The organism is Paenarthrobacter sp. NPDC090520 (genome assembly GCF_044769205.1).
Classification (GTDB): Bacteria; Actinomycetota; Actinomycetes; order Actinomycetales; family Micrococcaceae; genus Arthrobacter.
The window spans coordinates 22,449-44,165 of the sequence record NZ_JBIVXM010000018.1 but is presented as its reverse complement, the minus strand read 5'-3'; the positions used below and the strand labels follow the sequence as shown (position 1 = coordinate 44,165).

General features: G+C 61.4%; 16 protein-coding genes and 1 pseudogene. 11 read left to right on the top strand and 6 right to left on the bottom strand.

Annotation, left to right across the window (positions count from 1 at the left end; genetic code table 11):
• The first annotated feature begins 289 nt into the window (after positions 1-289).
• The 6 genes from ACIQTZ_RS18740 to ACIQTZ_RS18715 all read left to right on the top strand — a co-directional run bounded on the left by ACIQTZ_RS18740 (position 290) and on the right by ACIQTZ_RS18715 (position 6,506).
• Entirely contained in the window at positions 290-1,822 is a 1,533-nt protein-coding gene (locus ACIQTZ_RS18740; RefSeq protein WP_402946568.1) for an amino acid permease, read from the top strand.
• A 331-nt stretch (positions 1,823-2,153) separates the two neighbouring features.
• Positions 2,154-3,089: a pyridoxal 5'-phosphate synthase lyase subunit PdxS gene (gene pdxS, locus ACIQTZ_RS18735; RefSeq protein WP_402982787.1), complete on the top strand. Its 936-nt coding sequence runs from the start codon at positions 2,154-2,156 to the stop codon at positions 3,087-3,089.
• Positions 3,090-3,098: 9 nt separating this feature from the next.
• On the top strand, positions 3,099-4,064 hold the full coding sequence (locus ACIQTZ_RS18730) for a MaoC family dehydratase N-terminal domain-containing protein (protein WP_402946571.1): 966 nt from the start codon (positions 3,099-3,101) through the stop codon (positions 4,062-4,064).
• On the top strand, positions 4,061-5,341 hold the full coding sequence (locus ACIQTZ_RS18725; RefSeq protein WP_402982785.1) for a methylaspartate ammonia-lyase: 1,281 nt from the start codon (positions 4,061-4,063) through the stop codon (positions 5,339-5,341). The genes ACIQTZ_RS18730 and ACIQTZ_RS18725 overlap by 4 nt, the downstream gene beginning before the upstream one ends.
• Complete coding sequence (locus tag ACIQTZ_RS18720; protein ID WP_402982784.1) at positions 5,338-6,165, top strand: HpcH/HpaI aldolase/citrate lyase family protein; 828 nt, start codon at positions 5,338-5,340, stop codon at positions 6,163-6,165. Before ACIQTZ_RS18725 ends, ACIQTZ_RS18720 begins: the two co-directional genes overlap by 4 nt.
• 107 nt (positions 6,166-6,272) lie before the next feature.
• Positions 6,273-6,506, top strand: a complete 234-nt coding sequence (locus ACIQTZ_RS18715; RefSeq protein WP_402946577.1) for a hypothetical protein — start codon at positions 6,273-6,275, stop codon at positions 6,504-6,506.
• Positions 6,507-6,584: 78 nt separating this feature from the next.
• Here the strand turns inward: ACIQTZ_RS18715 and ACIQTZ_RS18710 are convergent, their stop codons facing one another.
• From ACIQTZ_RS18710 to ectB, 4 genes are all read right to left on the bottom strand, one after another.
• Positions 6,585-7,349 carry a FadR/GntR family transcriptional regulator gene (locus ACIQTZ_RS18710; protein ID WP_402946579.1) on the bottom strand — a complete coding sequence of 255 codons (765 nt, stop codon included), beginning with the start codon at positions 7,347-7,349 and terminating at the stop codon, positions 6,585-6,587.
• Positions 7,350-7,454: 105 nt separating this feature from the next.
• On the bottom strand, positions 7,455-8,780 hold the full coding sequence (locus ACIQTZ_RS18705) for a M20/M25/M40 family metallo-hydrolase (protein ID WP_402946581.1): 1,326 nt from the start codon (positions 8,778-8,780) through the stop codon (positions 7,455-7,457).
• A gap of 31 nt (positions 8,781-8,811) precedes the next feature.
• Positions 8,812-10,089, bottom strand: a complete 1,278-nt coding sequence (locus ACIQTZ_RS18700; RefSeq protein WP_402982782.1) for a Glu/Leu/Phe/Val dehydrogenase — start codon at positions 10,087-10,089, stop codon at positions 8,812-8,814.
• Positions 10,090-10,097: 8 nt separating this feature from the next.
• Positions 10,098-11,363: a diaminobutyrate--2-oxoglutarate transaminase gene (ectB, locus tag ACIQTZ_RS18695; RefSeq protein ID WP_402946585.1), complete on the bottom strand. Its 1,266-nt coding sequence runs from the start codon at positions 11,361-11,363 to the stop codon at positions 10,098-10,100.
• A gap of 371 nt (positions 11,364-11,734) precedes the next feature.
• Here ectB and ACIQTZ_RS18690 point away from each other — a divergent pair, with 371 nt between their 5' ends.
• The 3 genes from ACIQTZ_RS18690 to ACIQTZ_RS18680 all read left to right on the top strand — a co-directional run bounded on the left by ACIQTZ_RS18690 (position 11,735) and on the right by ACIQTZ_RS18680 (position 16,028).
• Positions 11,735-12,943 carry a M24 family metallopeptidase gene (locus ACIQTZ_RS18690; protein WP_402946587.1) on the top strand — a complete coding sequence of 403 codons (1,209 nt, stop codon included), beginning with the start codon at positions 11,735-11,737 and terminating at the stop codon, positions 12,941-12,943.
• Positions 12,944-13,124: 181 nt separating this feature from the next.
• Positions 13,125-14,627, top strand: a complete 1,503-nt coding sequence (locus tag ACIQTZ_RS18685) for an MFS transporter (RefSeq protein WP_402946589.1) — start codon at positions 13,125-13,127, stop codon at positions 14,625-14,627.
• A gap of 405 nt (positions 14,628-15,032) precedes the next feature.
• Entirely contained in the window at positions 15,033-16,028 is a 996-nt protein-coding gene (locus tag ACIQTZ_RS18680; RefSeq protein WP_402946591.1) for a D-2-hydroxyacid dehydrogenase, read from the top strand.
• 119 nt (positions 16,029-16,147) lie between these two features.
• Here the strand turns inward: ACIQTZ_RS18680 and ACIQTZ_RS18675 are convergent, their stop codons facing one another.
• Entirely contained in the window at positions 16,148-17,326 is a 1,179-nt protein-coding gene (locus ACIQTZ_RS18675) for a M24 family metallopeptidase (protein ID WP_402982781.1), read from the bottom strand.
• 161 nt (positions 17,327-17,487) lie between these two features.
• Complete coding sequence (locus ACIQTZ_RS18670; protein WP_402946595.1) at positions 17,488-18,639, bottom strand: helix-turn-helix domain-containing protein; 1,152 nt, start codon at positions 18,637-18,639, stop codon at positions 17,488-17,490.
• 303 nt (positions 18,640-18,942) lie between these two features.
• Here ACIQTZ_RS18670 and ACIQTZ_RS18665 point away from each other — a divergent pair, with 303 nt between their 5' ends.
• Both ACIQTZ_RS18665 and ACIQTZ_RS18660 read left to right on the top strand, forming a co-directional pair.
• Positions 18,943-20,235, top strand: coding sequence for an MFS transporter (locus ACIQTZ_RS18665; protein ID WP_402982779.1), 1,293 nt, complete (start codon positions 18,943-18,945; stop codon positions 20,233-20,235).
• A gap of 66 nt (positions 20,236-20,301) precedes the next feature.
• Positions 20,302-21,686, top strand: a pseudogene (locus ACIQTZ_RS18660) (FAD-binding oxidoreductase).
• Positions 21,687-21,717: the final 31 nt, after the last annotated feature.

The window sequence follows — 21,717 nt, the reverse complement described above, 5'->3', positions numbered from 1 at the left end:
TGCAGTGAGTCACAGATACCCATCGTTCGTCTTTCAAATGAAAATCCTTGGTTATCGACGACGGCAAAGGAACATAACGCAGCTCATTCGTCGGCGCGCGGACTCACTGCTGAGTCCTACGGTGCGGCCTGGACGCACCCGGGTCGAAAGATCTCCGGCAGCTATTGGGTCCATGAGGAAGTGGGCGCAGCCGCCGATATCGCTTCACGGTCCTCCGCCCTGCCATGCACGATGCGGCCCTCTCGGGCTGACGACCGGCAACATACGCATCACTGAAGGAACCATTCCCATGACAACTCGCCAAACGAGCCAACCGGCCAGCGGCACGCTCGCAGGATCAACGCACGCGGAAGACGCCGATGGCGCCACCAGCGCCGAAGATAGTGGATTCAAAAAGAACTTGAAGCCTCGGCAGATTCAAATGATGGCTCTGGGAGGGGCTATCGGCACCGGGCTGTTCATGGGCGCCGGCGGCCGCCTTCTTGGAGCCGGCCCGTCCCTGGCCTTTCTTTACGCCCTTTGCGGATTTTTCGTCTTTCTCATTCTCCGCGCACTGGGCGAACTGATCCTGCACCGGCCATCGTCAGGATCGTTCGTTTCTTACGCCCGGGAATTCTATGGCGAGAAGATGGCCTTCGTATCCGGATGGCTCTACTGGTTCTCTTGGGCCATGTCAGCCATTGCGGACGTCACGGCCGTTGCGCTATACATGAACTTTTTTGGCCGGTACTGGGCGCCGATCAGCGACGTACCGCAATGGGTCTTTGCACTGGCAGCACTCGTAGTCGTGCTCGCCCTGAACCTTGTATCAGTCAAGGTCTTTGGTGAGTTGGAGTTCTGGTTTGCTCTGATCAAGGTGGTGGCGCTGGTCGGGTTCCTCATCGTCGGGGTGTTCTTCGTCATTTTCGGGACACCCGTAGATGGCCACACCGTGGGCTTCTCACTGATTCAGGACAACGGTGGATGGTTCCCCAATGGCGTCCTGCCCGCAGTCATCATGATCCAGGGCGTTGTCTTTGCCTACGCGGGGGTCGAACTCATCGGAACGACCGCCGGAGAAACGGAAAACCCCGCGAAGATCATTGCCAAATCCATCAACGCCGTCATCTTCCGCGTCGCGGTGTTCTATGTCGGATCGGTCCTCCTCCTCAGCCTCCTGCTCCCGTACACGGCCTACAAGGCGGGCGTCAGCCCCTTCGTGACCTTCTTCGGCTCCATCGGCTGGGATGGTGCAGACACCATCATGACCCTGGTGGTTTTGACGTCCTCCATGTCCTCACTGAACGCCGGCCTTTATTCCGTCGGGCGCATCATGCATTCAATGGCCGCTTCGGGATCCGCCCCACGCTTCGCCGGTCGCATGAACAAAGCCGGCGTTCCCTATGGCGGCATCGCGATCACGGCCGTCGTGACGCTGCTAGGGGTGGTTTTGAACGCCGCACTGCCAAACCAGGCTTTCGAGATTGTCCTGAACTTCACAGCCCTCTGTGTTCTGTGCACCTGGGGCACGATCATCCTCTGCCAGATGCGATTGGTGGCATTGTCCAAGAAGGGCCTCCTCCAACGCCCCACTTATAGGCTGTTCGGTGCTCCCTACACCTCCTATGCCGTTCTGGCCTTCCTTGCAGTCATTCTGGTTCTGATTGCCTTCGACTACCCTGCCGGGACGATCACGGTCGGATCCCTTGCCGTGGCCGTACCGCTGCTGGTGATCGGCTGGTTTGCCTGCAGGAAACGCATTTTCGCACTGGCGGCGGAGCGCAACGGCGTGACAGGACCACACCCGGTCCTGGCGGACCGACCGCTGGCCAAGAAGCCCTAGGAAGCCCGGGCAAGGTCTTTACCCGTTCCTAGCGACCACCCGGGCTTAGCGACCACTTGGGTTTTGAGTACAGCAACCCCGACGAAATGACGCACCCGTCCGGCGCCCGCCGCGCTACAGGACGGGTGCGCTTTTCATGAGCGCATTCCTTCTCAAACAAATAGATGTGATGTATTATGAATTATGTATTGCTGACTGGAGGGCTGCTGTGAAGTCCCGGACAAGGGAGTCCACGCGGCGTACGGGCGAGCCAAGGACGCACCTCGCCCGCCTTCAGCAGCGGCCCGGCGGCTTACGATGCCCGGCTTTTTGAATCTCGACGGGAGTCCCTGTGTTTAGCTTCAGTGAAGACAATCAACATGCTGGCCTCAGCAAAGCGGCCCGCACCGAAACCGGCTCGAGCCGTGTGAAGCGGGGCATGGCGGAGATGCTCAAGGGCGGCGTCATCATGGACGTCGTTAACGTCGAGCAGGCCCGCATCGCTGAAGATGCCGGTGCTGTTGCCGTGATGGCGCTTGAGCGTGTCCCGGCCGATATCCGCGCCCAGGGCGGCGTGTCCCGGATGTCCGATCCGGACATGATCGATCAGATCATCGCCGCGGTGTCGATCCCGGTCATGGCGAAGGCCCGCATCGGCCACTTCGTCGAAGCCCAGGTCCTGCAATCCCTCGGTGTGGACTACATCGACGAGTCCGAGGTCCTGACCCCGGCGGACTACATCAACCACATCGACAAGTGGAACTTCACCGTCCCGTTCGTCTGTGGTGCCACCAACCTCGGTGAGGCCCTGCGCCGCATCAACGAGGGTGCGGCGATGATCCGTTCCAAGGGCGAGGCCGGTACCGGAGATGTGTCCAACGCCACAGGGCACATGCGCAAGATCCGCGCCGAGATCGCCAAGCTCTCCTCCCTGCCCGAGGACGAACTGTACGTCGCGGCCAAGGAACTGCAGGCCCCGTACGAGCTGGTCAAGGAAGTCGCCACGACCGGCAAGCTTCCGGTGGTGCTGTTCACCGCCGGTGGGATCGCGACCCCGGCCGATGCTGCGATGATGATGCAGCTCGGCGCCGACGGTGTCTTCGTCGGGTCCGGGATCTTCAAGTCCGGCAACCCGGCCCAGCGCGCCGCCGCCGTCGTCAAGGCCACCACGTTCCACGATGACCCGGACGTGATCGCGAAGGTCTCCCGCGGGCTCGGCGAAGCCATGGTCGGCATCAACGTCGACGAAATCCCCGAACCCCACCGCCTCGCAGAACGCGGCTGGTGAGGGAGAGCCATGAAGTCCAGAGCACGTTACATCGACAACTCCGGTTCATCGATGAGTTCGGAGACGCCTATGGCTACGACATCAACCCAATCTGGATCAGTTGTGACCGGTGAGTGGATGCCAAGCATGGTGGAGCGCCGTGACACGGTGAGTGTCGCAGCAGCTACTGCTTTACATGACCTGTTGGACACCGGCGGGACGCCGCCACGGCTGGGGGACCGGCTGCCGATGCTGTGGCATTGGCTCGCGTTCCTGCCCCAGGCCCGTCAGTCCGATCTTGGCCCCGACGGCCACCCGGTCACCGGCTCGTTCCTGCCACCAACTGATGGCAGGCAGCGCATGTACGCCGGAGGACATGTCACCGTGACCAAGCCGCCACGGATCGGGGACCCGCTGACCCGGAAATCAACCGTAACCGACGTCCAGCACAAATCCGGCCGGTCCGGTGAGCTGATGTTCGTCACCGTTGAACACACCATCACCAGCCCCACCGGTGAACTCGGTGACCGCAATGACATCGTCTACAAGAGTCCGGCCCCGGCCCGAACCCCGACGAACGCGGGAACGTCCTCGCCGCGCCCCGCGGCCGATGAAACCGACACCGCTTGGGAATGGGACCGCTCCGTGGACATCGAACCAGCCTTGCTGTTCCGGTTTTCGGCCCTGACCTACAACGCCCACCGCATCCACTACGACCGTGACTACGCTGTCAACGCTGAAGGCTACCCCGGACTGGTTGTCCATGGGCCCCTGCAGGCCATCCTGCTCGCCGACGCCCTGACACTGGTCCTGCCCAATCACCGGCCCACCAGCTTCACCTTCCGCTCCACCGCACCTGCCTTCGACAACTGCCCTCTTGAGTTGCGCTACCGCAGCACCAACGAACCAGGCGTTGCCGAACTCGCAGCTTTCAGCAACGGCAAACAAACTATGACCGCCACGGCGGTCCTGACCCCGGAAACGCGACGGCCATGACCACACCACAGACACCACGCACCATCGTTGACGTCATCGCATCCCCAGGATTCGGCGGCTTCTTCTTTGACGACCAAGCAGCCATCAAAGCCGGCGCCCGTCGCGACGGAGCTGCCTACGACGGCACCACCCTCACGCCCGGCTACACCGCCGTGCGCGAACCAGCCGAGTCCGTCTCCATCCAGCTCGTCCTCGACGACGGTTACATCGCCAGCGGTGATTGCGCCAGCGTCCAGTACTCCGGCGTCGGCGGCCGCGAACCACGCTTCCATGCCACCGACCTCGCCGAAACCATCGAAACCCACCTCGGCCCGCTACTGCACGGCCTGGAAGTCACGTCCTTCCGGGCCGCCGCCGAAAAGGCAGAAGCCGCAATCAACAGCATCGAAGGACTCGGCCGCGCCGCAGCCTACGGCATTTCCCAGGCACTGCTCGACGCCGCAGCACACAGCGCTGGCCACCACATCATGGCTCGCGTTATTAAGGACGAATGGCAGCTGGCCGACGACCTCGCACCAGTGCCCGTCTACGCCCAAACCGGCGAAGACCGATACGACAACGTCGACAAAATGATCCTCAAACAAGTCCCAGTCATACCCCACGGACTCATCAACACCCCCGACCTCGTAGGCCCCGGCGGGCGGGTCCTCGCTGTTTATGTCTCGTGGATCAAAGACCGGGTTAAGCAGCTTTCATCTGCGCCCTCCTATCTTCCGGTGATTCATCTGGACGTTTACGGGATGGTCGGCGCCGAGTCCGGGGGAACGATCTATGGAACCGCCGACATCCTGCAGCGCCTCGAACGTGCTGCCGGGCCGCACCAACTGCGTATCGAACACCCCATCCACGCCGGTAACGGGGACGAACAAATCTGCATGATGTCTGCCCTGCGCAGCGAGCTGCGTTCCCGCGGATCCCGGGTGCAGCTCATCGCGGACGAATGGGCCAATACCGCAGAAGACATCCATGCTTTCGCCGTGGCCGGTGCCACAGACCTGATCCAGATAAAAACCCCGGACTTGGGCTCCATCCACCACACCGTGGACGCGATCCTGGACTGCCACGCCCACGGCATCGGACCGGTCCTTGGCGGAACCTGCGCCGAAACCGACCGTTCTGCCCGGACCACCACCCACATTGGCATCGCCACCGGCGTCACCCAAATGCTCGCCAAACCCGGCATGGGAGTGGACGAAGGCCTCATGATCGTCACCAACGAAATGAATCGAGCCCTGCGCCTGGACGCGCACTTCAAGGCCACGCGGGAGCAGCAATGAACACCCCTACCACCTACCTCTACGTCCCCGGCGACCGGCCCGAACGCCTTGCCAAAGCCTTCAACCGCGGCGCCGGAGCCATCATCGCCGACCTCGAAGATGCCGTGACCGAAGAGAACAAGGACCAGGCACTGGCATCCGTCATCGCCTGGCTGGATTCCCTCACCGGAACCCACATACCCGTCTGGGTCCGGGTGAACACCGGCCCACGAAGGGAACACGAACTCCGTTCCCTGGCAGGTCACCGCCACCTGACCGGGTTCTTCCTCCCCAAAGCCGACACCGCCACGGACGTCAACGACGCCCATGAACTCCTTCAAAGCCTGGGCCACCCAACCCCGCTGGCACCAATGATTGAATCAGCCACAGCCCTGGTCAACATCCACCAGATCGCCGCCGCTTCAGCCGTCTTCCAACTCCACATTGGTGAAATGGATCTCGCCGCCGACCTGGGACTTACCCCCGGATCAGATGAGTCCGAATTGCTCTGCGCCCGGTCCCTGCTCGTCATCGCCAGCAGACACGCCGGACTCGTCCGACCCGCCGGGCCGGTCAGCGCCGAGATCAACAACCAGGAAACCTTCCGCAACTCCACCGAACATCTCAAACGCATGGGTTACATCGGCCGGGACTGCATCCACCCTGCCCAAGTGACAATCACCGCCGAAGTGTTCGCTCCAACACCGGATGAAATCAACTGGGCCGCGGACATCCTCGCGGCCGCAGCCACCAACCACGGCGCCTACCGCGACTCAGCAGGAAACATGGTCGACGAAGCCATCCTTCGCCGCGCCCGCAACATCGCCGCTGCCACGGGGGCCTAGGCCCAGCACACCGTAAGCGCCGTGGACGCCTGCGTACACGGCGCTTACACATCCAAACTAAGTACGGGCTTCCTCCCGGACCCGGAAGTCCAGGAGGACATCGACAGATGCAGTTTCATGTGACGAACGAATGGCAGTCACTGCCGGGTTCGTATGTTGAGGTTTACCGGAACGGCGAGTTATACCGCTGTGGCATCGTCGAGGAAGCGATGCACGATGCCTCCGCTGTATGGCTCGCCGCCGATGAGCGGGGTGCACGGGAGTACATCGGAAAGGCCGACGGATACTACATCTGGACCGAGTTGTACCCGCGTTCTCCGATGACACCCTTTCATGGCTAGTTCCGAGTGAACGACCAAAACAGGCGTAAGAAAAGGGCCTCATCATCCCTAGGCCCAGAGGCAACCCACATGGTCGGTTCACCCAAAGAATGCGGCCCCAAACGGCCTGTCCAGGAAACGGTCATAGCGCGGATGCATTGCCTGCTCAAAGTGCTTTCGCATGGCATTGGCCGCTGCCTGCGCGTCTCCTCGTTTGAGGCTTCCCAAAATAGTCAGATGAGCCTGTGTCTCCCATGCCTCGGGAGATCCTTCCTCAACGGCAGCGGCCCCGGTCACGAGCGTAATCTGGCTCATGGGACCGAGGAGCAACGCCAGCACGGGTTGATGTGCAGCCATCAGGATCCCGGCGTGAAAAGCTGAGTGTGCGAGCTCGGCCTGGACCATATCGCCCTGTGCAACAGCAAGCCGGAGTGCCGTGTAGGCGGCATCGAGCCGTGCCCAGTCTTCCCCAGTGCCGTTCTTAGCCGCGGCTTCTGCCAGCAGCGTCTCAATGACACCGCGTGTTTGCAGGACTTCCCGCATGGAAAGACCCGACCGCGCCAGCAGGGCTACCATTGCCTCGCTGAACGGTTCGGCGCTTGGCTCGGTTACGATCGTCCCGCGACCTTGCCGGACATCGAGCAGACCCCGGGCCACGAGAGACCTCACCGCGTCACGAAGAACCGTCCTGCTGATCCCCAGGCTTCGGCACAGTTCCGGCTCGGGTGGAAGGACCGTTCCGGCCGCAAGGAAGCCACTAAGGATCTGCCTCTCCAGGGATTCAACGACCGGGCTGCTCTTCAGGGGCACTCCGGGATCTGAAGGGACATGGACGTTCACGCTCACGGGCTGGGAAGCACTCATGGTGGAGGCCTTTCACGGCGCAGTACTCTGCGGTGCACTGGATGCTTCTTAAAGGGAAAAGGTGAGGGCTTCTTGCGCGACAGGAAGCCCTCACCCGGAAACGAATTAGTAGCTGCGGATCAGGTCCGTGAGGACAGCCTGGCCGAAGACCAATGCGTCCAGGGGAACACGTTCGTCCGCTCCGTGGAACATCGCAGGGAAGTCATATCCCTTCGGAAGGAGCAAAGGAACAAACCCGAAGCCTCGAATGCCCATCTGGGCAAACATTGCATTGTCGGTACCGGCGGGCATCAGGTATGGGACAACCCTGGCGTCGGGCCGGAACCGTTCGATACTGGCTTTGATCGCCTCGATGATCTGACCATCGAAAGATGTTTCGACAGCGGCTACATCGTCCTCGATGACCACTTCCACCGCGGGGCCAGCCAGCTCCCGAATACGGTCCAGCACCTCGTTACGTTGCCCAGGCAGGACCCGGACATCGATCAAGGCTGTGGCCTCACTGGGAATAACGTTCTGCTTGTATCCACCTTCAACCATTGTCGGGTTTGCCACGTTCATCAGTCCCGGCACCACGAACGGCGCACAGGTGCCGGTAGCCTTGAAGACCTCGACAGGGTCCGTTTCGGGGTCGAGGCCTGTAATGTCCCGCAATTCGTCCAACAACTTTGAGGTGGTTGCCGTTAGCGTCACGGGCCACGGTTCCGCTCCAATCCTGACCAGGGCCTGGGCGAGTTCCAGTATTGCGTTTTCTTCGTTGAGCTGGGAGGCGTGACCGGCACGTCCACGGCTGTGCAGGCGCAACCAGAGGATGCCTTTCTCACCCGTTTGGACCATGAAGACCGGCCGGCCGTTGATATCGACCGAATAGCCGCCGACTTCGCTGATCGCTACATCGGCTCCGGTGAAAAGTTCAGGATGCGCCTCGACGAGCCACCTGGATCCGAAGTGCGAGTTGTCTTCCTCGTCGGCGAGGAAGGCCAGGATAATATCGCGATTGGGTACGAACCCTTCAGCGACAAGTTCGCGCACGGAAGCAAGAATCATTGCAACCATGTTCTTCATGTCGACGGCCCCGCGGCCCCAGATCATGCCGTCCTTGATAACGCCCCCGAATGGATCGACAGTCCATTCCGATGGGTCAGCCGGGACGACGTCCAAGTGACCATGTAGCAGGAGGGCTGGAAGGTCGGGGTTCGCTCCCTTCCAGCGCGCGATCACGTTGGTGCGCCCCGGTTGAAGTTCGTAGAATTCCGACTCTATTCCGGCTTCGGCCAGCAACGACGCGACGTATTCCGCGGCGGCTTTTTCCCCAACGGCTTTACCTGACCCGTAGTTGGTGGTGTCGATCTTGATCAGCTCGGAGGTCAGTCTGCAGACCTCCTCCTTGCCGGTAGCCCGCAGCACCGTAGGTTGCTGGGTCTGTGTCATAGTTTCTCCTTTCGGTGCAATGGGAAGGGAATCACGGGTAAAGGCCCCGAACGCGGTGGGCTTCGGCGACCCTGTCGACGGCAATGCAGGTTGCGGTTTCACGGAAGGTCCGGCCCGTCCTGCGGGCCTCGGCGCGTACCAGTTCCCACGCGCCTATCATGTGGCGGCTGAGCCGGGTTTCGACTTCCGATTCGGTCCACCAGTAGGCCTGGTTGCCTTGGACCCATTCGAAGTAACTCACTACAACGCCTCCGGCATTGGCCAGAATGTCCGGAACGATGGTGATTCCACGGTCCTGGAGGATCTTATCGGCCTCCGGTGTTGTGGGGCCGTTGGCGCCTTCGACGATGATTTTGGCCGATACTTGGTGGGCGTTGGCGCCGCTGAGCACCCCTTCCACGGCACAGGGAGCCAGGAGGTCGACCTTTAGTTCCAGTAGCTGGGCACCCTCGATCGCATCCGATTCTGGGAAGTCGACTACGCTGCCGGTCAGATCGACGTGGGTGGCGACGGCATCGATGTCGAGGCCTGCCGCGTTGTGAATGGCACCGTACTGGTCGGAAACGGCCACAACACGGACACCGGCCTCGGCAAGCAGGATAGCCGCACCGCGGCCGACCTTGCCGAAGCCCTGCACGGCCGCTGAGGCCTGGCCCGGGGTGATGCCCCTGTCCTCCAACGCGGCCAAGGCCACTTGGACCACCCCGAGTGAGGTGGCGATTGAACGACCGGGCGATCCGCCTATGGAGATCGGTTTTCCGGTCACAGCCCCGGGGACGGTGTATCCGCGGTCCACCGATATGGTGTCAACCATCCACGCCATTGTCTGTTCGTCGGTGCCGATGTCCGGGGCGGGGATGTCGCGTTCGGGACCGATGACGCCAACGAGTTCGCTGGTGTAACGACGCGTGACCCTCTCGAGTTCGGGAACACTGAGCTGTCGCGGATCTACGGCCACGCCGCCCTTGGCGCCGCCGTAGGGGATGTTCAACAGGGCGCACTTCCACGTCATCCACATGGCAAGTGCACGCACTTCGTCGAGGTTGACGTGCGGTGAAAAACGCACGCCCCCCTTCGCCGGCCCCCGGTCCAGGTTGTGCTGGACGCGGTGGCCGACGAAAACGGACACATGGCCGTCGTCATGCCTCAACGGTACGCTGACCGTGACTTCACGGCGGGGCTGGGCAAGCAGTGCCCGCACTCCGCTATCGAGGCCGAGGTAGTCACTGGCGACGCGTAGTTGTTCCTGCGCGGCTTCGAGGGGCGATGACGCCTCGAAGCCGCCGGTGGTGGCGGGTCGGCCAGCCATGGTCCGGGTCACTTCGAGTCAGCGCCGACCGCGGCGATGGACTCGCGCAAGATGCCAAGCCCTCGTTCGAGCTCGGAGTCCTCAATATTCAGGGCGATCAGGAACTTCAACACTTCGCCGTGAGCGCCGGAGGTCTCAATGATGAGGTTGCGCTTGAACGCCTCTGCCGCGACCCTGCCGGCCCACGTGAGGTCGTTGGCGGGGACGATGCCGCGCATGAAGCCGCGCCCGCGGGTCTTTAGCTCAAGTTCCGGGAATTCGGCGATGAAGCTCTCCAGGCCGGCCTGAAGGTTCTCGGACTTGCGGGCGATTTCCTTCTGGAAGGCATCGTCGGCCCAGAACAGTTCCAAGGCACGCGTGCCGGTGGCGAACGCGAGGTTGTTGCCGCGGAAGGTGCCGCTGTGCGCGGCCGGGGTCCACACGTCAATTTCCGGCTTCAGCAGCAGGATCGCCATCGGGAGTCCATACCCGGAGATCGACTTCGAGACGGTGATCAGGTCGGGATCGATGTCGGCTGCTTCGAACGCGAAGAACGTACCTGTGCGGCCAACGCCGGCCTGGATTTCGTCCAGGATCAGCAGGATGTCGTGCTGCTTGGTGATCTCACGCAGGCGCTGCAGGAACGGGACGCTTGCGGCGTTGATGCCACCTTCACCCTGGACCGGCTCAAGGATGACAGCTGCCGGCTTGTCCATGCCGCTGGAGGGATCGTTGAGCATCTTCTCAAAGAGGTCGAGCGGGTCAAGGCCATCGATGTAGCCGTCGTAAGGAAGTCGGGTGACGTTGGGCAGCGGAGCGCCGGCGGAGTCGCGGAACTTGATGTTGCCTGTTGCGGCCAGCGAGCCGACAGACACACCGTGGAAGGCATTGGTGAAGGCAACCACGTTGGCGCGTCCCTTGGCCAGGCGGGCAAGCTTCAGTGCGGCTTCGACGGCGTTGGTGCCGGTGGGTCCGGTGAACTGGATCTTGTGGTTCAGGCCACGGGGCTTGAGGATGTACCGCTCGAAGGCCTCCATGAACTCGCGCTTGGCGGTGGTGGCGAGGTCCAGCCCGTGGGTGATGTTGTCTGCTGCGATGTAGTCAAGCAGCACCTTTTTCAGTTCCGGGTGGTTGTGGCCGTAGTTCAGCACGCCCGCCCCTGCAAAGAAGTCGAGGTACTCGGTGCCGTCGGCAGCAACAATCGTCGTTCCGGAGGCCGAGGTCAGTTCGATGGGGAAGGAACGGATGTATCCGCGAACTTCGGATTCAAGCCGGTCGAAGATCTCAAGGGTCATTGGTGTCTCCATGCGTGTGTGCCGCTGACGACGGGGTCTGCGCGGCGGGTTATCAAGAACGGGGTGCGGCTGTCCTGACCGCTCTATGCCGGTGGGAGCCGGCCAGGCGGGCGGGGTTTCTTATGACCACCGCCACACATCTTTCATAATACATAAGATCTTTCATATGTCGACCCCCCACCCTTCCAGGCAGGGGCTCCGCAAGTCGCATCAAACAGAAATGCGTAAGAAAAGTCACCGTCACCCCTATGCGCCAACGGGGGGTGAAGGTAATATTCATCACATCTATTACCTATAGATCCCAGTCCGGGGCAGGTGATGGCCCGGGGCGCCAAGCCCCTTCTAATGTTCCTAATAAGTAAGGAAGCACCATGCCTTTCGATACCGACGAGTATCGCCTGCGGCGCGAACGCGCCGCGGCCATAGCCCGGGAGCAGGGATTCGCTGGCCTGTTGGTGGCCGACCCCGCGAACCTCTACTACCTCACCGGCTACAACGCCTGGTCGATGTATATGCCGCAGTTCCTGCTGATTGCCGCGGACGACGCATCCACTGTCTTCATCAGCCGTGAATGTGATGCCAACGGCGCACACCGGACCGCCGCGTTGGCCCGTGAAGAGATCGTCGGGTACCCCGAACACACCGTTCACCAGCGCGACATCCACCCGTGCCAGTGGGCTGCGCAATACCTGCGGGACACCGGGTGGGCTAAGAAGTTTGCCGGCGGCAGAGTTGCCATCGAGGGCGACGCGCACTTCTTCTCCGTTCGCTCCTACCTGGCACTGAAGGAGGGTCTTCCCGAGTGGGAGCTTGTTGAAGGCCACGGCATCGTGAACTGGCTGCGGCTGGTGAAGTCGGATGCTGAAATCGTCCTGATGCGCAAGGCCGGACATATCGTTACCAACGCCATGGCCGTTGCAACGGAGGCCATTTCTGCGGGCGTGCCTCAGCACGAAGTCGCCGCGGCCATCTCGCACGCCCAGATTGCCGGTGTCGACGGGATCGATGGCGACTACCCGGCCATCGTTCCAATGCTTCCCACCGGCGCAGGCGCCGATACCCCACACCTGACCTGGACGCCGCAGCCCTTTGTCGCCGGTGAAACCGTGACCATCGAGATCGCCGGCGCCCATCAGCGCTACCACGCGCCGTTGGCGAGGTCGGTCGCCGTCGGCAAGGTGCCCGCGGAGCTGGAGCGGCTCGCAGGACTCACCACCGAGGGCCTCAGCCTCGCCATCGACGCGGTCCGCCCGGGCCTCACAGCCGGGGAAGTAGCCGGCGTCTACTGGTCCTTCCTTGCAAAGCACAACCTCGCGAAGAACTCGCGACTCGGCTACTCCATCGGCATCGGCTATCCCCCGGACTGGGGTGAAGGCACTGTCAGCATCCGCCGCGAAGACACCACTGTGCTTCAGCCGAACATGACCTTCCACTTCATCGCCGGAATGTGGTTCGACGGCCTCGGTGTTGAATTCAGTGAATCCCTCCGCGTTGCTGAAAGCGGGGTAGAAGTCCTCACCCATGCGCCGCGTGAAATGATTCAGCGCCCCGCCGTGGAAAATCTGCTGGCACGCTCATGAAGCCCCTGCTGCCGGGCGCCGCGCGGTGTCCGGCAGCCCACGAAGACTACTACAGTGCTCCCCGCACATAGCCGCACGAACGAACGTCAATGACGACGGAAATCCCAGGCCGGATACCGGCTACCTCCAACAGTGCAAGGCTGGGCCGCCCTCGGGCCGGCCTGGCCGGAAGGAAGCTCCGATGAACACGAACCCAAACGTGAACGGTGCCCCACCACCCAACGCCCTGCCCCCTCGGACCCGCGAATCCGATATGTCCCCGCACGAGCGCCGCAGTGCACGCAAAGCTGTGGCCGGCTCGGCGCTGGGCAACGCGCTGGAGTGGTTCGACTACGGCGTTTACGGATACCTGACCCTCTATATCGGGTTCCACTTTTTCGAACCCTTCTCCGAAGACCCCACGTCCCAGCGGCTCTTCGCCTTGGCCGGCTTCGCCATTTCATTCCTGCTCCGCCCACTCGGCGGCATGGTGCTGGGATCCCTCGGCGACAGAATCGGCCGGAAGAAGGTGCTGCTGATCACCATCCTCATTATTTCGATATCAACAGCATGCATCGGCATCTTGCCTACCGCCCAGGACGTTGGGCTCCTCGCCCCGGTCCTCCTGTTCACCCTCAGGATCATCCAGGGCTTTTCCGCCGGGGGCGAGTACGCAGGTGCGGCCGTATTCATGTCCGAACACGCGCCCGATAACCGACGGGGCTTCTACGGCTCCTTCCTCGAATTCGGCACCTTGGCCGGCTTCTCCGCCGCCGCCATTTTGTGCACAAGTCTCACGCTCGCCGTCGGCGAGCAAGGAATGACGGACTTCTGGTGGCGCGTACCGTTCATGATCTGCCTGCCACTTGGCGCTTTGGGACTCTGGATGCGCCGGTCATTGAGCGAACCTGAAGCCTTCACTGAGCTTGAAAAGGCCGGCAAGACTGAAACACCGGTAAAGGCCCTGATGGATCTCGTCCGGTTCTATCCAGGCCAGTTGCTGAAGCTGACCGGCTTTGTCATCATGCTCAACGTCGCGTTCTACCTCGTCCTGACCTACATGCCGACCTACCTGTCCGACTCGCTGGGCCAGGACGAAGCTGGCGCGGGCCTGATGCTCGTCGGCATTCAAGTTCTCATGATGATCATCATTGCCCCCTTGGGCGCCCTCAGCGACAGGATCGGCAGGCGGCCAGTCCTTATCACCGCAGCGGTCGGATTCACCGTCCTGTCCATTCCGGCGACAATGCTCATGGGTCTGGGGAACGTTGCTCTGGAAGCCCTCGGCATCGGCATCCTCGGGCTGCTCCTGGTCACCCTGACGTCGAATATTTCAGCCACCCTCCCGGCATTGTTCCCGACCAATGTGCGGTACTCGGGCTTTGGGTTCGGTTACAACGTTGCCACATCAATTTTCGGCGCAACGGCCGGGCTTGCCGTCCAATGGCTCATCCAGCAAACCGGAATCACGATCATGCCGGGCATCTATCTCGCCGTGGCGGGCCTGATCGGGCTCATCGCCGTGTTGACCTTCAACGAAACTGCCGGGCGTTCGCTTCGAGGAACCCACATCCCGGGAACTGACGATGAGGCCCGCATCGCTGCCGGTGAACAGCTCATCGGACGCGTAAACCGTGCCGGCCGTGTTCCTGTTTACGATGGTGGGTCCCACGTACAGCAAGAGCGCCAAAACCAAGGAACGTGAGAAGACAAACGAAGTAAGAGCGTAACAAAGACCTTTCTTAGACTCGACGGGCGGGCCTCCCGATATCAGGGAGCCCCGCCCGACGAGGCTTCCCGGGCGGAGGCCCGGACCATTTGCCCGGCAAGTCACATCTGGAGACAGTACAGTGAGCGGACAACGACTCAGAGTCGCACCGGCAGTGCCGCTCTTTCATGATCCCCTGGCCACAGACGGACCTTGGACACAGGCAGCCCCGATGGACAAATCATCAACGGTCCGTGAACCTAGGGAGAGACGTCCACGTGCCGGGCAGGTTCCACGGGCGAAGCAGAAGCGCATCGAAGACGTCATCGCGGATATCGACCGGCTTGCCGCCTCACGCCTCGACCGGAGCACAACGGTGGGTGGGACGGAAAGCCACCCGATATGAGCAAAACCTACCGTCCCCACATCGTTATCTTGACCGCGGAACACCTGTCTCCGCCCAACATCCTTGATGACCTCAGCAAGCTTGCCCGTATTACCCTGACAGACTCAGCGAACCTCAGCGGGGTTCTGAAAGAGGCTGACGCCCTGCTCATCTGGGATTTTTTCTCGAACGCCTTGGAATGTGCATGGGCGGAACGCGGCGATCTCAGGTGGGTCCATGTCGCAGCAGCGGGGGTTGATGCCGTTCTGTTTGACGAACTACGGCACTCCGGCGTCACTGTCACCAACGCCCACGGCATCTTTGACAGTTCAATCGCCGAGTTCGTCCTTGCGTCCATCCTGGCACACGATAAGCAACTTCACCGCAGCAAATGGCTGCAGCAGCACAAGAAATGGGAGCACCGCGAGATAACCCGCACTGCAGGGACCACTGCCCTGGTGGTTGGGACAGGCGGAATCGGACGGGCGGTAGCACGGCTGCTCATGGCCGTTGGGATCAACGTCAGGGGTATCGGCCGCAGGACGCAGGACCTCGACCCGGATTTCGGAACCGTGTCCGCGAGTACGGAGCTGGGAGTTCATGCCTCTTGGGCAGACACGATCGTTCTTGCCGCTCCGCTGACATCCGCTACCGCCGGATTGGTCGGGAAAGACGTCCTCGACGCCATGAAACCTTCTGCGCACCTGATCAACGTCGGGCGCGGGGGGTTGATAGACGAGCTCGCCCTGATCGAGGCGTTGCAGAGCGGCGGGATCGGACACGCTTCGCTGGATGTTTTTGACGTGGAGCCCCTGGTTCCCGGTCATCCCTTCTGGCTTATGGAGAACGTGACAATTTCTGCCCACATGTCAGGCGATGTTGCGGGCTGGCGCGATGCTTTGGCAGAGCAATTCCTACAGAATGTCCGAGCCTTCAACGCAGGCCGGAGGATTCCGAATGAAATCGACAAGAACCTTGGCTATGTGCCTCAGGCGCCGGCCAGGGGCACATAGCAAAAAGCAAACGGCCGCCCGGGTGAGAACCTGGGCGGCCGTTCTGTCAACAACCGGGAGCTCACAGAATCGCCTCGGAAACCGTGCCGACAGACCCTGCCATTAACGGCACAACGTCTCTAGCCCACCGTTAAGAGTCCCCGCGGAACACTCGCCAAGCACTCGGCGCCGTTCTCCGTGACCAGAACAGTTTCGGAGATACTGTAACCGCCTGTGTCCAGCCACATGCCGATCATCACATGCCAGGTCATACCGGCCTCAAGGGGAGTATGGTCGCCGGCCAGGAAGCTCATCGTCTGCTCGCCCCAGTCAGGTGGGAAGCCCAGACCAATCGGGTATCCGATGCGAGTACTCTTCGACAAGCCATGGCGCTTGATGACTGAATTCCATGCCAGTGCCGGGTCCTGGCATTCTGCGCCCGGGCGGATAACGCTCAAAGCGGCCTCCAGTCCCTCGCCGACGATTTCGGCGAGCTTTTGCAGTTCTGCCGGCGGCTGCCCGGTGTGGAGTGTGCGGGTCAACGGAACGTGGTACCGGTAACGGCTGCCGGCAATCTCCAAGGCAATGGGATCATTGTCGGCGAACGGCCGGTCGGACCAGGGGACATGAGGGAAGGACGTATTGTCGCCGGCCATGAGAAGGGGAGGAATCGCAGAGTAGGTCCCCCCAGCGCCCTCGACGCCGCGTAACTGCGCGGCGTATATTTCCGCAACCGCGTCGCATTCGCGGACCCCCGGGCGGATACTGCGAAAAGCCGCTTCGAACATGCTGCTTGTAATCTTTCCGGCGTCACGCATCAACGCGATTTCGGCTGGACTCTTGATGGCACGCAATCGGTTGATGACGTTTGGAACCTCAATCACCCTGGCACTTCCACCCAGTCCCTCCACCAAGGCTTTGTGAGCCCTCAGAGTGTAGAACGCCGCTTCTGATTCAACGGCGATGACCGCCTTCACTGGCAACCATGGTCGGATGGTTTGCGCGACCCAGTCCATGGGGTGGACGTCCGCTTTCTGCACATACGTGTCCGAGTAGCCGAAGACCTGTTCTTCACGCAGTTCGGCCGCGAGCCACGCGCTGGAGGCGTCGCTGCCGCGGCAGAAGAACGCAAGGGCTCCCTCACGGGGCACCAGCAGCAGCTGCGGGTTGTAGAAGGAATAGGCGTCGAAACCCGTCAAATAGAAGATATTAGCCGGATCCGGCACTACAAGATAATCAGCACCGAGTTCGGCAATTTTTTTCTGTGTCCGCTCAATCCGCTGCTGATATTCACTCTGTGTAAAGAGTCCCTTAGTCATCGTTGATTCTCCCTGTAGACCAATCCCATGCCCGGAGTGGGCCCTGCACTCGGCCGCGGTCTCCTCGCGCTCGGAGGTACGGGGACCCGGCGGGCGGAGAGTGGCGTCGATCACGCGCTTCTATCATAATACATACTATCTATATCTGATTGATACACAGGTCACCCTTCCAGCCGCAGAGGCCCCGACGTGGCGAGGACGGCCATCGCCGCCTGCCGGGGGATTGCGAGGTCCAGGCCCACCAAATCCTGGAACACAGCCAGCCGCTTGACGACGGTGTTGCGGTGGCAGTAGAGCCGGTCAGCGGTGCCTTTGATGGATCCGGTCGCGAAATAGGTACTGACGGTTTCAATCAGTCGGCTTCTGCTTGCGGGCGTCAGTGCCCTGAGGCGGCCCAGGCTGATTGGAAGCAGCTCAGGGGCCAGTTCATCCCCTAAAGCCTTCCAGGCCAAGGCGGCCCAACCGGCGTCAACCGTCAGAGGCCCCATCTGCCCCCCGGTATCCGCCCGAAGCAGAGCCATGCCTCCCTTCGCCGCGCGCGGGACCCCGGCCAAGCCTTGCACCTGCGAAAAGACTGCAACCCGGAGTCCTTGCAGCGCGTCGATCAGATCACCATGGCCTTCCGGTCGGAAGTGGCACGTACCGCCATAGGCTTCGAATGAGAATACGTCGGAAGCAAAGCGTCCACACACTGCGCAGTTGGGTTCGTGGGGCCCGCACTGAACCACCACCTCCATGGCGCCGCCGGGCACGAGTCCCAACTCAGACGCCACCGCGACAAGGACGTCCCCGTCCGGGGGTGGGTCGTCGAATATCCTGGACAAGGCACGCAGCTTCCGCCGTTCGCTGCGTCTGGCCAGAACATCCTCCTCGGCCAGGTAGGAGCCCTGCACTTCCTGGACGTGCCATTCGACGAGACTGAGAAGTGCATCCATGTTTCGGACCAGGCAGGGCGAAGTCTCCACGCTCGCGATCTGCTGCAGAGCATTCCAGATAACCCGCGAGTTGGTTCGCACCCCTTCCAGCAGCTTGTCCGCGGGAACGCCCTGTCGCGCGCGGCGCCGTCCTGTCTCCGCCGGCAACTGCTGCAATTTTGGATCCAGCGGCAACCCGGAAAGCAACTGCACGTACATGTCCATGGTTGCCTTCGCGAGAGCATCGACCTCTTCACGAGGCACTTTCCCGCCATAGACCACCATCGCGTCAAACCTCGCCTGGGAATCCTTTATAAGCAACGTCTTGCGCTCTCCCAGCACCCGGATTAGGCCAAGCCATTGCGGATCATGCTGTAGAACGCTGGTGTCTGGAACCACGGGCTTTCTCCTTGGGTCACGAACCAAAATGTGCAGATAGACACTTTATGGTTGCCAGTTGGGGTCAGATCACCATTGAAAGAGTGATCCACGTCATGATCTCATTGATTATCCACGCAGGACGGGCGAGGTGATCAACCTGCTCCCTCCTGAACTCATCCGGGACGGACGCGTGGGAATCCGGCCTTCGCCTGGGCTGGACAGAAGTTTCAGCCGGGCCCGTTGGAAATCAAGCGTCCCGCAGGGCTCCTTGGCCACTCATGGATTTGTTGCCTCACGCCGTCGAGCCTGAAAGGAAGGCAAATGAGCACCGACATCATTAGAAGCACCAACAATCCACCAACTGTCCGACCACGAATGGTCCGCACTGCAGTCATTGTCGGCACTGCGCTGGAGCACTACGACTATTTTCTGTACGGCACGGCTGCCGCACTCGTGTTCAATGTCCAGTTCTTCGTAAACGACGATCCCCTCGTCGGGACACTCGCGGCATTCGCGACCTTCGCTGCGGGGTTCGTCGCCCGTCCTTTCGGCGCGCTCATCTTCGGTCATCTTGGTGACACCCTCGGACGTCGCAAGACTTTGATAATGACGCTTCTCCTCATCGGTGTCAGCACCGGCCTGATCGGCGCAATACCCAACTACGGCCAGATCGGCGTGTGGGCACCCATTGCACTGGTGACGCTCCGCCTGCTCCAGGGAATTTCGTTCGGCGGCGAATGGGCAGGTGCCGTCACACTGGCAGCCGAACATGCCCCGAAAGGCCGTGAGGGCGCGTATGCCAGCCTTCCCATGCTTGGCTCTCCCATCGGCAATATCGTAAGCACCGCCGCCTTTCTCGCGTTGGGACTCATGCCTGCCGATGCGTTCGACTCCTGGGCTTGGCGTGTTCCGTTCCTCGCAGCTTTTCCCATGCTCGGGTTGGCTCTATGGGTCCGGTCTCAGGTTGATGAGTCGCCTGCCTTTGAAAAAGTAGCCGCGTCGAAAGAAACCAAGAAGATTCCTGCCTGGGAAATCATTCGGAGATCCCCCAGGCAGATGTTCACCGGCGCGGCCCTTGCTTTTGTCGGCATCGGCGGATTCTTTGTCGTGACAACCTTCGCGATGAGCTACGGAACCGGCACCGTCGGCCTGAGCCGGACGACCATGTTGACAGCCGTACTTGGCGCGGCCTTACTGCAGATCCTCACCGTCCTCGTCACCGGCCGCCTGGCCGACAAGACTGACCCCGCCAAAATTGCCGTTTGGAGCTGCGCCGCAACAGCGCTTCTTGCCTTCCCCGCAGTTCTTGTACTGTCCACAGGCAACCCAGTGCTGGCGATTCTTGCCGTAGTGGTGAGCGTGCAGCCGATCGCTGCGACGTACGCCGTCACAGGACTCATACTGGCCGAGCTTTTCAGCGCCAACGTCCGGTACTCCGGCATTGCCATCAGCTACAACATTGCCGGGCTTATTGGGGGGTTCATTCCCTTGATCGCAACATCGCTGCTACTACTGTCCGGGTCAAGCGCGTGGCCGGTGGCGCTGATGCTTCTGGTAATCGCGCTGCTTTCACTTGCCGGCGCTGTCACGGCGAGAAAGATCATCAGAACATAGCGGGATTGGTTGTCCAAATAAGACCTCCGTCACCGTGCTTTGCCGGTCAGAAAGGACCACCAAAGGATGGATTTGCTGTCATCGTCGGAACTACACGGGTCATTTGATCCTGCGCCGTTCAAGGAAATTACCCGCGCTTGCACAGAACCGGACGTGCTGCGGTCCAACTCCCGCGACGCGTCACGTGCGCAGCCTGAGGGACTACCAGCGATCGTCATCTACCCCCGGAACTCAGAAGAAGTCAGTTGTGTCCTTCGCGAAGCCAACCGGCAGCAGATCCCCGTGGTGACCAGGGGAGCCGGAACCGGCATGAGCGGTGGCGCCGTTGCCCTTCCGGGCTGCGTCATTCTCTCAACCAGCCGGCTCAAGAAAATGCGCATCAGTTCGAGCACGCGAACCGCCGTGGTCGGGGCGGGCGTGATAACCGCCAACCTCGACCGGGCCGCGCAGAAAATCGGACTCATGTATGGACCTGATCCGGTTTCCAGGAACCTTTCAACCATCGGCGGCAATATCGCAACCAACGCCGGGGGCCCGCGGTGCCTGTCTGTTGGTGTCACAGCAGACGCGGTCCAACAGCTCGAAATCGTCCTTGCCGATGGAAGCATCGTGCAGACGGGCTCTGGCACGGTCAAGAACAGCACCGGCTACGACCTAACAGGTCTGTTTGTTGGCTCCGAAGGAACCCTGGGAGTTGTGACCTCCGCTGTGATGAAGCTGTCTAAGGCTCTTCCCACTGAGCGCGCCCCCTTTGCCGTCTCCCACCACGACGTTTCAGCGCTGGGGCACATCATCCAAGCTCTCGCCCACGACGACGATAAACCCGTTTCCCTCGAGCTCATGGACTCCAACACCCTGGAACTGGTCTCACACTTCTACGATGATGCGCCCTTCAGACCAGGTCATTCGATGGTTGCAGGAGAATACGCAGGGCCCAGCTCGGCGTCGAGGCTGGCCAAGGTGAGAAGGATCTGCACCGACCTGGGCGCAGAAATGATCGTGGGCAAGGACGCCGACCAGGTTCTTCGCACCCGGATGCGCGTAAATCCTGCCCTCAACAGAGCTGGCCTTGCTACCTCCTGCGATGTCGTGGTGCCCGGCTCTCCGACATGTTGGGAAAGATCCAGGCAATCTCCGAGCAGAGCGGTGTTCGCATCAACACCTTCGCTCATGCCGGGGATGGCAACCTTCATCCTGCTGTCGCGGTCCCACCAGGCGACAAGGAAGCCATGGTCGCGGCCGAAGCAGTTCTGGATGCCATCACCGAGCAGGCCATTCAATTGGGCGGGCTGATCTCCGGGGAACACGGGATCGGGAGCCTGAAAGTTCACCACATCACGGAGCAGTTCGGCCCCGACACGCTGGGGCTCATGAAAAATATCAAACGCTCGGTTGATCCAAGCAACATCCTGAACCCCGGCAGGGCCATCGGCCCTCTGACAGCGGCATGAACCACCCGGCTCATGTCCCAACCACACCTAA